This window comes from Cupriavidus sp. 30B13 (assembly GCF_049059565.2).
Taxonomy (GTDB): Bacteria; Pseudomonadota; Gammaproteobacteria; order Burkholderiales; family Burkholderiaceae; genus Cupriavidus.
The window spans coordinates 2,790,380-2,802,804 of the sequence record NZ_CP188223.1 but is presented as its reverse complement, the minus strand read 5'-3'; the positions used below and the strand labels follow the sequence as shown (position 1 = coordinate 2,802,804).

General features: G+C 67.1%; 8 protein-coding genes and 1 tRNA gene. 4 read left to right on the top strand and 5 right to left on the bottom strand.

What is annotated here, in order from left to right:
• Window positions 1-2: 2 nt before the first annotated feature.
• Window positions 3-659 carry an energy transducer TonB gene (locus ACKI2N_RS12870; protein WP_420996352.1) on the bottom strand — a complete coding sequence of 219 codons (657 nt, stop codon included), beginning with the start codon at window positions 657-659 and terminating at the stop codon, window positions 3-5.
• Between the two features lie 526 nt (window positions 660-1,185).
• On the opposite strand from ACKI2N_RS12870, the gene ACKI2N_RS12865 reads away from it, so the two are divergent.
• Window positions 1,186-3,486, top strand: coding sequence for an AAA family ATPase (locus ACKI2N_RS12865; protein ID WP_420996351.1), 2,301 nt, complete (start codon window positions 1,186-1,188; stop codon window positions 3,484-3,486).
• Window positions 3,487-3,508: 22 nt separating this feature from the next.
• Here ACKI2N_RS12865 and murI read toward each other — a convergent pair whose 3' ends face one another.
• The 4 genes from murI to ACKI2N_RS12845 form a co-directional block, all read right to left on the bottom strand.
• Window positions 3,509-4,321, bottom strand: a complete 813-nt coding sequence (murI, locus tag ACKI2N_RS12860) for a glutamate racemase (protein WP_420996350.1) — start codon at window positions 4,319-4,321, stop codon at window positions 3,509-3,511.
• A 105-nt stretch (window positions 4,322-4,426) separates the two neighbouring features.
• Window positions 4,427-5,950 carry a fumarate hydratase gene (locus ACKI2N_RS12855; protein WP_420996349.1) on the bottom strand — a complete coding sequence of 508 codons (1,524 nt, stop codon included), beginning with the start codon at window positions 5,948-5,950 and terminating at the stop codon, window positions 4,427-4,429.
• A gap of 205 nt (window positions 5,951-6,155) precedes the next feature.
• Window positions 6,156-6,695 carry a TIGR00645 family protein gene (locus tag ACKI2N_RS12850; RefSeq protein ID WP_420996348.1) on the bottom strand — a complete coding sequence of 180 codons (540 nt, stop codon included), beginning with the start codon at window positions 6,693-6,695 and terminating at the stop codon, window positions 6,156-6,158.
• Window positions 6,696-6,806: 111 nt separating this feature from the next.
• A complete protein-coding gene (locus tag ACKI2N_RS12845) occupies window positions 6,807-7,727 on the bottom strand; it encodes a DMT family transporter (RefSeq protein WP_426990848.1) in 921 nt (306 codons plus the stop codon).
• A gap of 343 nt (window positions 7,728-8,070) precedes the next feature.
• On the opposite strand from ACKI2N_RS12845, the gene acs reads away from it, so the two are divergent.
• The 3 genes from acs to ACKI2N_RS12830 all read left to right on the top strand — a co-directional run bounded on the left by acs (window position 8,071) and on the right by ACKI2N_RS12830 (window position 12,343).
• Window positions 8,071-10,053, top strand: a complete 1,983-nt coding sequence (gene acs, locus ACKI2N_RS12840) for an acetate--CoA ligase (RefSeq protein ID WP_420996346.1) — start codon at window positions 8,071-8,073, stop codon at window positions 10,051-10,053.
• An 87-nt stretch (window positions 10,054-10,140) separates the two neighbouring features.
• Complete coding sequence (locus tag ACKI2N_RS12835) at window positions 10,141-12,192, top strand: VC_2705 family sodium/solute symporter (RefSeq protein ID WP_420996345.1); 2,052 nt, start codon at window positions 10,141-10,143, stop codon at window positions 12,190-12,192.
• A 60-nt stretch (window positions 12,193-12,252) separates the two neighbouring features.
• Window positions 12,253-12,343: transfer RNA gene (locus tag ACKI2N_RS12830), tRNA-Ser, on the top strand.
• The last annotated feature ends 82 nt before the right edge of the window (window positions 12,344-12,425 follow it).

The window sequence follows — 12,425 nt, the reverse complement described above, 5'->3', positions numbered from 1 at the left end:
AATCAGTTGAGTTCGAAGCCGATCGGCTGCTGGGCGGTGACCGCCACGGCGCGACCGTTGTCCAAATATGGCTTGCAGCGCATGCGCATGACCGCGTCCACGGCGGCCTGGTCCAGCCGCGACGAACCGCTCGAGTTGACGATGGCGGTCTTCACCACCTTGCCGGTTTCGTCGGTGGTCAGCCGGACAACGGCCTTGCCGGTTTCACCCATGCGGCGCGATTGCGACGGATAGGCCGGCTGCGGCGGCGTGCACTGGATCTCGCCGATGCCGACGGCGCGCGGCGCGGACGATACCGGCGCCGGCGGCTCGGGCGCGGGAGCCGGCGGTGCCGGCGGCGCGGGAGGAGCCGGCGGCACTTCGATGGCGTTGGGGGTAGGCGGCAGCGACGCCACGGGCAGCGGGGTCGGCGCCGGCTGCGGCGGCGTCGGCTTGGGTGTGGTGACCTTGACCTGCTTGGGCGGGGTTTCCGGTTTGGGCTTGGGCGTCTCGACCGCGGGCTTCTGCGGGGGCTCGAGCGGAATGATGCGGGCGATGATCTCGGGTGCGATCACGGCTTCCGTGATTTTGCGCCCCAGCCCGCTCTGGATCAGGTAAAGCAAGCCGACGTGGAACAGCAGGACGGCGAGCGTGATCTTGAAAAAACGTTGATCGAACATGTGAAAACAACGGATGTCGGCGGTCTGGCGCGGCGCCGGCTTTATTAGCGATAGGGCCTATTTGCGATAGAACAGGATCAGCGAGATGCCACAACCGACCAGCAAGCTAAGCAGCAATTCCATGATAAACGCTCCTTCAACAGGTATGCCGGTGGGAGCGCCGCTCTAGGGGCAGCGTGTCAGACCATTAGTATAAACGATAATGATTCTTATTTGTTGGGATTTTGTGCAATGCGCCGACGGTCCCAGCATGCGGGTTTCGCGTCCGTACTGCAACCGATTCCGAGTCCCATTCGCAATCTCGCAGTCGTCTTTATACGCCGATTTCGTGCCGATTTCGCGTTCCTCTCGCGCCGGATTTCCGGCCGGCCCCGCCATCCGTGCATCCATCGCCGCAAAATGCGCGCGCCCGCACGGCACAGGGTTGCCGGCAATGCCCGATCTGCCACAAAGCGCGCTAGCATAGGAAAAAGACGAGCAATTCGCCGCGCCGCCCACGGCGCCCCCCGTGCGAAAGGATCAGGCCATGGACTTTACCCGTTTCGCCGATGATGACCGCTCGACGCTGCTGCGTGCCGCCGCCGGCTCGCCCGGCACTTCCGCGCTCGACTGGATGTGCGCCCAGTTCGCCCTGCGCGTGGTGTGCGCGTTGGGGCCGCGCTTTAACCTGCGCAGCAATATCAACGACATCCTGACCGTCAGCGCCCAGGACATGGTGTGGCCCTATGGCGTGGTGCTGCGCGTGCAGCGCTTCCTGGCCGCGCGCTGCGCCGACATGCCAGCCTGGAAGGGCGCCGCGCGCCTGACGCCGGAGGAGTTCCTGGAGCGGCACGGGCAATGGAACAGCGCCTTCGACGAAAGCGCGCTGTTCTACTACCTCGACGAATACGTCAAGCACCACGCCAAGGACATGTTCGCCGTGTTCGACGTCTCCGCGGCCGCGCTGGCCGCGCGCCTGGACGGCGAGCGCGTGCTGCTGGTGCGCAATATCGACATGCTCAGCCATGTGCTGGACCTGCCGGAGCACGAGCGCAAGCTGCTGCTCTATGCCGCGCTGGCCAAGTACAAGCGCGACCTGCGCGCCGTGATGGTGGACTGCAAGGTGGCGCACAGCCAGGAGGCTTTCCAGATCCTGGCCGGGCTGACCGGCGCCAGCCCGGCGGCGGTAGCCGCCTCGCTGCGGCCCGGCTCGCGCCTGGAGACGCTCAACCTGATCGAGCAGCCGCTACCCGAGAACAGCGTGACCGACCTCGGCGACCTGATGCGGCTGTCGGACCGCCTGCTGCACGTGCTGCTGGGCAACTACGCCAACGAGGCGGAGATGATGGCGGTGTTCACGCGGCCGGCCGCCGCTCCCACGCTGGGCACCGGCGACTATCCGCACGTGGAGACCGACGCGCGTTATCTCTCGGCGCTGCTGTCCAACGCCACCAGCCAGCACGCCTGCGGCGTCAATGTGCTGATCTACGGTCCGCCCGGCACCGGCAAGACCGAATTTGCCAGGCTGCTGGCGCGCGAGGCCGGCTGCGAGCTGTACGAAGTGGATTGCCTCGACCGCGACGGCAACAGCCTCTCGGGCAAGGACCGCTACCGTTCGCTGCAGGTGTCGCAGGCCTTCCTGCGCGGCCGCCCGCGCACGGCGCTGCTGTTCGACGAAGTGGAGGACGTGTTTCCGGGCAGCGCGCGCGAGCTGACCAGCTTGTTCGGCCAGGAAGACCCGCGCGGCTCGGTAAACGGCAAGGCCTGGGTCAACCAGACGCTGGAGCAGAACCCGGTGCCGGTGATCTGGATCTCCAACTCGATCCGGCAGATCGATCCGGCCTACCTGCGCCGCTTCCAGTTCCACCTCGAACTGAAGATCCCGCCGCCGCTGGTGCGCGAAAACATCATCCGCAAGCATCTCGGCTCGCTCGACGTGAGCGATGCCTTCATCGCGGCGCTGGCCGCGCGCAAGACGCTCACGCCGGCGCAGGTGCAGTCGGCCGCGCGCTTCGTGCAGCTGGCGCGCCCGGGCGTGGCCGAGCCGGTGGAGGCGCTGATCCTGCGCCAGCTCGACCATGCCGACCGCGCCATGGGGCTGCGCCCGGAAATGGAAGGGCGGCCGCTGGTGACCCATTACCGGCTCGACTATCTCAACCTGGAAACGCGCTACGACGTCGGCAAGATCGTGCAGGCGCTCAAGGCGCGCGAGCGCGGCACGCTGTGCTTCTACGGGCCGCCGGGCACCGGCAAGACCGCGCTGGCCGAGCATATCGCCGCGGCGCTCGAGCAGCCGCTGATGATCCGGCGCGCCTCCGACCTGATGAGCAAGTACGTGGGCGAGACCGAGCAGCAGATCGCCGCGATGTTCGCGCGCGCCGAGGAAGACGGCGCGGTGCTGTTGCTCGACGAGGCCGACAGCTTCATGCAGAGCCGCCAGAATGCCGTGCGCAATTACGAGGTGTCCGAGGTCAACGAGATGCTGCAGGGCATGGAGCGCTTCAACGGCATCTTCGTGTGCACCACCAATCTGTTCGAACGCATCGACGAGGCCGCGTTGCGGCGCTTCTCGTTCAAGATCCGCTTCCTGCCGCTCAAGCCCGAACAGCGCGCGGCGATGTTCGTCGAAGAGGCGCTCGACGGCGATGCCACGCGCCTGGACCGCGCCATGCGCGAGGAACTGGCGCGCCTGGATTGCCTGACGCCGGGCGACTTCGCCACGGTGAAGCGCCAGTGCGTGCTGCTGGGGGAATCGCTGACGCCGGACGAATTCCTCGCGCAGCTGCGCCAGGAGCACGCGGTCAAGCCCGACGTGCGGCAACGCCGGCCGCTGGGTTTCATCCAGTAGCCAGGCTGCGCAAGGGCCCGGCTCAGGCGAGGGGCGGCGAGGGCTCTATCGACACGGTTTCCGCGCAGGCATCCACGTGCAGCAGCGCGGCAGCCATCGTGCGCAGGTGCGCGGCGTCCTTGGTCGAGGCATAGCGGTCGCACGGCACCGCGCCGGCATCGGCCGCCAGGCCGTGCTCGCCAAGCTTGCGCTGCAGCTGGCGCGCGATGGCGCTGCCGGTATCGACCAGCGCCAGCCGGTCTCCCACCATGCCGCGAATCGCCTGGGCCAGGAACGGGTAGTGGGTGCAGCCCAGCACCAGCGTGTCGGCGCCGGCTGCGAGCATCGGCGTGAGATACGCTTCGAGCTTCTCGCGCACGGCTGGGCCGGCGACATCGCCTTCCTCGATCAGCGCGACCAGGCCGCTGCCTGCCTGGCAGAGAAAGCGGCTCTCGCCATCGAGCGAGGCCAGCAGTCGCGCGAACTTTGCGCTCTTCAAGGTATTGCCGGTGGCCAGCACACCGACCACCTTGCTGCGGCTGGCCGCGGCCGCGGGCTTGAGGCCGGGCTCGACGCCGATGATCGGCAATGCCAGCCGCTCGCGCAGCGTGTGCACCGCGTGCATGGTGGCCGTGTTGCAGGCGATCACCAGCGCCTTGCAGCCTTGCGCCACCAGCCATTCGCACACCTGCAGCGTGCGCGCCTCGACGAAGCGCTCGGGCTTCTCGCCGTACGGGTTGTACTTGGAGTCGGCCAGGTAGAGCAGCGACTCATGCGGCAGCAGCGCGCGGACCTCGCGCAGCACGGACAGGCCGCCGAGCCCGGAGTCGAAGATGCCGATGGGTGCGTTGTTCACGGATGGCGTGTGGCGTATGAGAAAAAATCGGCAGCCCGCATGTAAAAAGCCGGGTCAGCGACCCGGCTCTCTACCACAGCCTGGCTGTCGCGGAGGCAGCCTGGATTATGCCGCGGCGACCGGGATCTTGCCGATCTTGGCCTGCCATTCGGCGGGGCCGGTCTTGTGCACCGAGGTGCCTTCGCTGTCCACGGCCACCGTCACGGGCATGTCCTTGACGTCGAACTCGTAGATGGCTTCCATGCCCAGGTCCGCAAAGCCGACCACCTTGGCTTCCTTGATCGCCTTGGCCACCAGGTAGGCCGCGCCGCCGACCGCCATCAGATAGGCCGACTTGTGCTTCTTGATCGCCTCGATCGCCACCGGGCCGCGCTCGGCCTTGCCGATCATCGAGATCAGGCCAGTCTCGGCCAGCATCATCTCGGTGAACTTGTCCATGCGCGTGGCGGTGGTCGGGCCGGCCGGGCCCACGGCTTCGTCGCGCACCGGATCCACCGGGCCCACGTAGTAGATCACGCGGTTGGTGAAGTCGACCGGCAGCTTCTCGCCCTTGGCCAGCATGTCGGCGATGCGCTTGTGCGCGGCGTCGCGGCCGGTCAGCATCTTGCCGTTGAGCAGCAGGGTCTGGCCCGGCTTCCACGAGGCCACTTCCGCGGGCGTGAGCGTGTTCAGGTCGACGCGCTTGGAGGTCTCGGTGTTGGGCGCCCATTCCACCTTCGGCCATTGCGACAGGTCGGGGGCTTCCAGCTTGGCCGGACCGCTGCCGTCCAGCGTGAAGTGCACGTGGCGCGTGGCCGCGCAGTTCGGGATCATCGCCACCGGCTTGGAGGCCGCGTGGGTCGGGTAGCCCATGATCTTGACGTCCAGCACGGTGGCCAGGCCGCCCAGGCCCTGCGCGCCGATGCCCAGCGCGTTGACCTTCTCGTACAGCTCGACGCGCATTTCCTCGATCCAGTCCTGCGGACCGCGGGCGATCACGTCCTGGATGTCGATCGGGTCCATCAGCGACTCCTTGGCCATGACCATGGCCTTCTCGGCGGTGCCGCCGATGCCGATGCCCAGCATGCCGGGCGGGCACCAGCCGGCGCCCATGGTCGGCACGGTCTTGAGCACCCAGTCGACGATCGAGTCCGACGGGTTGAGCATGACGAACTTCGACTTGTTTTCCGAGCCGCCGCCCTTGGCCGCGACCTGGATGTCCACCGTGTTGCCCGGCACCACTTCGTAGTGGATCACGGCCGGGGTGTTGTCCTTGGTGTTCTTGCGGCCGCCTTCGGGCGGGTTGACGATGGACGCGCGCAGCACGTTGTCCGGATGGGTGTAGCCGCGGCGCACGCCTTCGTTGATCATGTCGGACAGCCCCATGGTGGCGCCATCCCAGCGCACGTCCATGCCCACCTTGACGAAGATCGTGACGATGCCGGTGTCCTGGCAGATGGGGCGCTTGCCTTCCGCGCACATGCGGCTGTTGGTCAGGATCTGCGCGATCGCATCCTTGGCGGCCGGACTCTGTTCCAGCTCGTAGGCACGGCCCAGGCTGGTGATGTAGTCCATCGGATGGTAGTAGCTGATGTACTGCAGGGAGTCGGCGACGCTCTGTATGAGGTCTTCTTGTTTGATGACGGTCATTTTTATGGGGGACAGGCGAGGGGAAATTCAACCCGCGATGATACACCGACGCGGCGGCCGGCGCGGCGCTGCATGCGCGTGTCGACAACGCCTCGGGTGATGCCGGGGCCGCATCGCGGGGCGCGCCGGGGCGGCCCGTCGGCTCCGGCGGCAGGTCAAAAAAAACCGCAGCCGGGGCTGCGGTTCCGTGGTCGGGCGGCGTGGCTTAGTGCGCCTTCCCCGGCGCGCCGCCGGGCGCGCCATGCGACACCAGCTTGTCCACGTAGGCCATCGCCACCGCCGACAGCAGGAAGGCGAGATGGATGATGACCTGCCACATGATGGTGTTGGGTGCGCGCTGGTCGGCGTCGATGAACGTCTTGAGCAGGTGGATCGACGAGATGCTGATCAGCGCCATCGACAGCTTGACCTTGAGCACGCCGGCATTGACGTGATCGAGCCACTCCGGCTCGTCCGGGTGGTTGTCCAGCCCCAGGCGCGAGACGAAGGTCTCGTAGCCGCCCACGATCACCATGATCAGCAGGTTGGAGATCATCACCACGTCGATCAGGCCCAGCACCACCAGCATGAACTTGGTTTCGTCATACTCGGTGGCGTGCGCGACCAGGTGCCAGACCTCCACGCCGAAGTGATAGACGTAGACCGCCTGCGCCACGATCAGGCCGAGGTAAAGCGGCAACTGCAGCCAGCGCGAGGAAAAGATCACGCTGGCCAGCGGGCCGAGCCGCCGGGGCTGGTTCGACATGGGATTCGATGCCATTGGGTTGAAAGCAGACTGTAAGGAGAAGGTTGCAATTGTACATTGCGCATATTTCGCGAATCGCGCGTTTTGCTCCCCGGCCTGCGTTCAATCCGCTCAGCCGCGGCGATCCTGCCCGGCGCCTGCCGCCGCGCCCGCGCCGTCCCGCCACGCGCGCCGGGCGAGCGGGCCGGGCCAGCTCGCCAGCCCGATGCCGGCCAGCACGCAGGCCAGCGCCACGCCGTGCGCCCAGCCTGGCTTCTCCCCGAGGAAGACGATGCCGTAGGTGGCCGCCGCGACCGGCAGCACCGCCGTGAACACGCCGGCCAGTTGCGCGGGCACATGGCGCACGCCCTTCATCCACAGCCAGAACGAGAAGATGCTGGCCGACAGGGCGTACCACAGCAGCATCAGCCAGATGCCGGCGGGCACCGAGGACATGTCGAAGGTCAGCAGCGGCACCAGTCCCAGCGGCAGCATCAGCAGGCCGCCGATCAGATGCGTATAGGCGCAGATCTCGATCGCGGCCAGCGTTTGCGCCAGCCGCCGCGACAGGATCACGTAGATCGACTCGCAGATCACCGCGCCCATGATCATCAGGTTGCCGAGCAGCGCCTGCCCGCCGCCGTCCGCGGCGCCGGCGCCGTGCTCCGTGCCGCGCGCCACGTTCAGCACCGCGATGCCCGCCACCGCCAGCAGGACCGAGAGCACGGTGCGGCGCGACAACCGCTCGCGCAGGACCAGCCATGACAGCAGCGCCACCGTGGCGGGGATGGTGCTGGTGATCACGCCCGCGGCCATCGCGCTGGTCAGGCGCACGCCGCCGAGCATCAGCAGCGTGAACAGGAAGGTGCCGAAGAACGCCTGCAGGAACAGGTTGAGCCACTCGCCGCGCGACACCGCGCGCATGCGCGCGGGCCGGTACCACGGCGCCAGGCACACGATGGCGATGGCAAAGCGCAGCAGCGCGAACAGCAGGATCGGCACGTAAGCCACGATGGCCTTGCCGAGGCCGACATTGCTGCCGACCAGGGCCATCGCGGCGATCAGGAGGAGGGAGTGGACGGGCAAGTCGGCTTGGCGGGTGGCGGGCGGCACGCGCGAACCCGCGAATGCCGCAGCGCCATGTTCGGAATAGGGGCTCGCCGCATTATAGCTGTGCTAGCCTAATGGAGAAGGCTGCACATCGGCACGCGGCACCTTCGCCGCGCGCCGGCGCTGCGCCCGCCGACGCGGCTTGCGCGCGGCCTGGCATGCTGCGTTGCAGCACCCGGCGCGGGCCCGGCCGGACCTGAAAACCCCTGGCAGCACGTCAGGTTTAAGTAAGCCGTCGCGCGTAAGTTTGCAGCCAAGCAGCCACACCATATCAGGAGACAAGCAAATGTCCGCCATCGAATCGGTGATGCAGGAGCATCGCGTTTTCAATCCCCCCGAGTCGTTCGCCAAGCAGGCCGCGGTGCCCAGCATGGAGGCCTACCAGGCGCTGTGCGACGAGGCCGCGCGTGACTACGAGGGTTTCTGGGCGCGGCATGCGCGCGAGCAGTTGCAGTGGAGCAAGCCCTTCACCAAGGTGCTCGACGAGAGCAACGCGCCGTTCTACAAATGGTTCGAGGACGGCGAGCTCAATGCCTCCTACAACTGCCTGGACCGCAACCTCGGCAATGGCAACGCCGACAAGGTGGCGATCGTCTTCGAGGCCGACGACGGCGCCGTCAGCAAGGTCACCTACCGCCAGTTGCATGCCCGGGTCTGCCAGTTCGCCAACGGCCTCAAGTCGCTTGGCGTGAGGAAAGGCGACCGCGTCGTCATCTACATGCCGATGTCGGTCGAAGGCGTGGTGGCCATGCAGGCCTGCGCGCGCATCGGCGCCACCCACTCGGTGGTGTTCGGCGGCTTCTCCGCCAAGTCGCTGCAGGAGCGGCTGGTCGACGTGGGCGCGGTCGCGCTGATCACCGCCGACGAGCAGATGCGCGGCGGCAAGGCGCTGCCGCTCAAGGCCATCGCCGACGAGGCGCTGGCGCTGGGCGGCTGCGAAGCGGTGAAGAACGTCATCGTCTATCGCCGCACCGGCGGCAAGGTGAACTGGACCGAAGGCCGCGACCTCGCGATGGACGACGTGGCCAAGGGCCAGCCCGAGACCTGCGAGGCCGAACCGGTCAGCGCCGAGCATCCGCTGTTCGTGCTCTACACCTCCGGCTCGACCGGCAAGCCCAAGGGCGTGCAGCACAGCACCGGCGGCTACCTGCTGTGGGCGCTGATGACGATGAAGTGGACCTTCGACATCAAGCCCGACGACCTGTTCTGGTGTACCGCCGACATCGGCTGGGTCACCGGCCATACCTACATCGCCTACGGCCCGCTGGCCGCCGGCGCCACCCAGGTGGTGTTCGAAGGCGTGCCCACCTATCCCAACGCGGGCCGCTTCTGGGACATGATCGCGCGCCACAAGGTCAGCATCTTCTACACGGCGCCCACCGCGATCCGCTCGCTGATCAAGGCCGCCGAAGCCGACGAGAAAATCCATCCCAGGCAGTACGACCTGTCCAGCCTGCGCCTGCTCGGCACCGTGGGCGAGCCGATCAACCCGGAAGCCTGGATGTGGTATCACCGCCATATCGGCAACGAGCGCTGCCCGATCGTGGACACCTTCTGGCAGACCGAGACAGGCGGCCACATGATCACGCCGCTGCCGGGCGCCACGCCGCTGGTGCCGGGTTCGTGCACCTTGCCGCTGCCCGGCATCATGGCCGCCATCGTCGACGAGACCGGGCAGGACGTGCCCAACGGCAGCGGCGGCATCCTGGTGATCAAGCGCCCGTGGCCGTCGATGATCCGCACCATCTGGGGCGACCCGGAACGCTTCAAGAAGAGCTACTTCCCCGAAGAGCTCGGCGGCAAGCTCTACCTTGCCGGCGACGGTTCGATCCGCGACAAGGACACCGGCTACTTCACCATCATGGGCCGCATCGACGATGTGCTCAACGTCTCGGGCCACCGCATGGGCACCATGGAGATCGAGTCGGCGCTGGTGTCCAACCCGATCGTGGCCGAGGCCGCCGTGGTGGGCCGCCCCGACGACATGACCGGCGAGGCTATCTGCGCTTTCGTGGTGCTCAAGCGTTCCCGCCCGACAGAAGAAGAGGCCAGGCAGATCGCCACCGAACTGCGCAACTGGGTGGGCAAGGAGATCGGCCCGATCGCCAAGCCCAAGGACATCCGCTTCGGCGACAACCTGCCCAAGACGCGCTCCGGCAAGATCATGCGGCGCCTGTTGCGCTCGCTGGCCAAGAACGAAGAAATCACCCAGGACACCTCCACCCTGGAAAACCCCGCGATCCTGGACCAGCTCAAACAGGCCCAGTAAGCAGGGCACCCGCCGGCCGGCCGGTACGCCACGCGCGTGCCGGCCGGCCGTTGCCGCATCCGCGGCGCCAGTCCAACCACGCCTCCCATGCCCGACGAACAGTCGCGCTTCCGCTGCCGGCTGCTGCTGTACTACGGCTTGTTTACCGTCGGCCTCTTCACGTTCATCGGCATGATGGGCCTGCTGGAGCATTCCAGCGGCGACACGCTCTGGCTCGGCTACGTCTTCCTGTTCGTCACCATCGCCATCTACGCGTGCATCGGGCTGATCTGCCGTACCTCAGACCTCAACGAATACTATGTGGCGGGGCGGCGCGTGCCCGCCATGTTCAACGGCATGGCGATCGCCGCCGACTGGATGAGCGCCGCGTCCTTCATCGGCCTGGCCGGCATCCTGTTCGCCTCGGGCTACGAAGGGCTGGCCTACGTGATGGGCTGGACCGGCGGCTATTGCCTGGTCGCCTTCCTGCTCGCGCCCTACCTGCGCAAGTACGGCGGCTACACTATCCCCGACTTCCTCGCCGCGCGCTACGGCAACGGCAAGCCGGGCGGCAACCTGCCGGTGCGCGCGATCGCCGTGCTGGCCGCCTCGCTCTGCTCCTTCGTCTACCTGGTGGCACAGATCCAGGGGGTAGGGCTGATCGTCACGCGCTTCATCGGCGTCGAGTTCGCCGTCGGCGTGTTCTTCGGCCTCGCCGGCATCCTGGTCTGCTCCTTCCTCGGCGGCATGCGCGCGGTGACGTGGACCCAGGTCGCGCAATACATCATGCTGATCGTCGCCTTCCTGGTCACCGTGTCGATGATCGCGTGGAAGCATCATCACGACGCGCTGCCCCAGCTCAGCTACGGCACGCTGCTCTCGCAGCTCGATACGCGCGAGCGCGAGATAGAGCGCGACCCGGCCGAGCAGGCCGTGCGCGAGTTCTACCGCCAGCAGGCCATCCGGCTGCAGGAACGCATCGCCAGGCTGCCGCAATCGTTCGCCGAAGAGCGCGACGCGCTGTCCGCAAGGCTGCAGGAACTGCGCCTGCGCAACGCCCCGCTGCGCGAGATCAAGACCGTCGAGCGCGAGCGCATCGAGTTCCCGCGCGACGCCACCGCGGCGCAACAGCAATGGAGCCAGCAGCGCGAAGAAGCGCTCGCGCGCAGCCAGCCGTCCACGCCCTCCACCGAGCCCTATCCCTCCGCCTCCGAGCAGGAGCGCAAGACCAAGCGCCTCAACTTCGTGCTGCTCGTGTTCTGCCTGATGCTCGGCACCGCCAGCCTGCCGCACATCCTCACGCGCCTCTACACCACGCCATCGGTCAAGGAAACGCGCAACTCCGTGGCCTGGGCCGTGTTCTGCATCGCGCTGCTCTACGTCTCCGCGCCGACGCTCGCCGCGCTCGTGAAGTACGAATTCTTCCAGCACCTGGTCGGCACGCCCTACGCCGAACTGCCGCAGTGGGTGGTGCAATGGCGCAAGGTCGACCCGCCCGTGTTCGGCATCCGCGACGTCAACGGCGACGGCATCGTGCAGTGGGCCGAGATCCTGATCCAGCCCGACATGATCGTGCTCGCCGCGCCCGAGATCGCCGGCTTGCCCTACGTCATCTCCGGACTGGTCGCCGCCGGCGCGCTCGCCGCGGCGCTCTCCACCGCCGACGGCCTGCTGCTCACTATCGCCAACGCGCTCTCGCACGACGTCTTCTATCACATGATCGACCGCACCGCGAGCCACCAGCGGCGCGTCACCACCGCCAAGATCGTCCTGCTCGGCGTGGCGCTGTTCGCCTCCTACGTCACCTCGCTGCGGCCCGGCAACATCCTCTTCCTGGTCGGCGCCGCCTTCTCGCTGGCCGCCTCCAGCTTCTTCCCGGTACTCGTGCTCGCCATCTTCTGGCGCCGCACCACCGCCGCCGGCGCGGTCGCCGGCATGACCGCAGGGCTCGGCGTCGCGGTCTACTACATCTTCGTCAACTATCCGTTCTTCACCCGCATGACCGGCATCTTCGGCAACCGCTGGTTCGGCGTCGACCCCATCGCGTCAGGCGCGTTCGGCGTTCCGGCCGGCTTTGCCGTCGCCATCCTGGTCAGCCTGCTGACCCCGCGCAACGCCCCCGTGATCGACCGGCTCGTGACCTACCTGCGGCGCGGCTGACGGGTCGCTTCACGAAACACTGGAATTGCCGGACAAGTCTGTTATAATCGTCGACTTCCCGGAGAGATGGATGAGTGGTTTAAGTCGCACGCCTGGAAAGCGTGTATAGGTTAATAGCCTATCGGGGGTTCGAATCCCCCTCTCTCCGCCAAGAATACCTTCCAAAGCAGTCCGAAGCCGTCCAAATGGGCGGCTTTTTTCTTTTCAATCCCTTGTCCAGTAAGGGTTTGCGG

Coding starts and splice junctions, on each gene's coding strand:
- ACKI2N_RS12870 (WP_420996352.1), bottom strand. CDS start 659: ATGTTCGATCAACGTTTTTTCAAGATCACGCTCGCCGTCCTGCTGTTC.
- ACKI2N_RS12865 (WP_420996351.1), top strand. CDS start 1,186: ATGGACTTTACCCGTTTCGCCGATGATGACCGCTCGACGCTGCTGCGT.
- ACKI2N_RS12855 (WP_420996349.1), bottom strand. CDS start 5,950: ATGACCGTCATCAAACAAGAAGACCTCATACAGAGCGTCGCCGACTCC.
- ACKI2N_RS12850 (WP_420996348.1), bottom strand. CDS start 6,695: ATGTCGAACCAGCCCCGGCGGCTCGGCCCGCTGGCCAGCGTGATCTTT.
- ACKI2N_RS12845 (WP_426990848.1), bottom strand. CDS start 7,727: ATGGCCCTGGTCGGCAGCAATGTCGGCCTCGGCAAGGCCATCGTGGCT.
- acs (WP_420996346.1), top strand. CDS start 8,071: ATGTCCGCCATCGAATCGGTGATGCAGGAGCATCGCGTTTTCAATCCC.
- ACKI2N_RS12835 (WP_420996345.1), top strand. CDS start 10,141: ATGCCCGACGAACAGTCGCGCTTCCGCTGCCGGCTGCTGCTGTACTAC.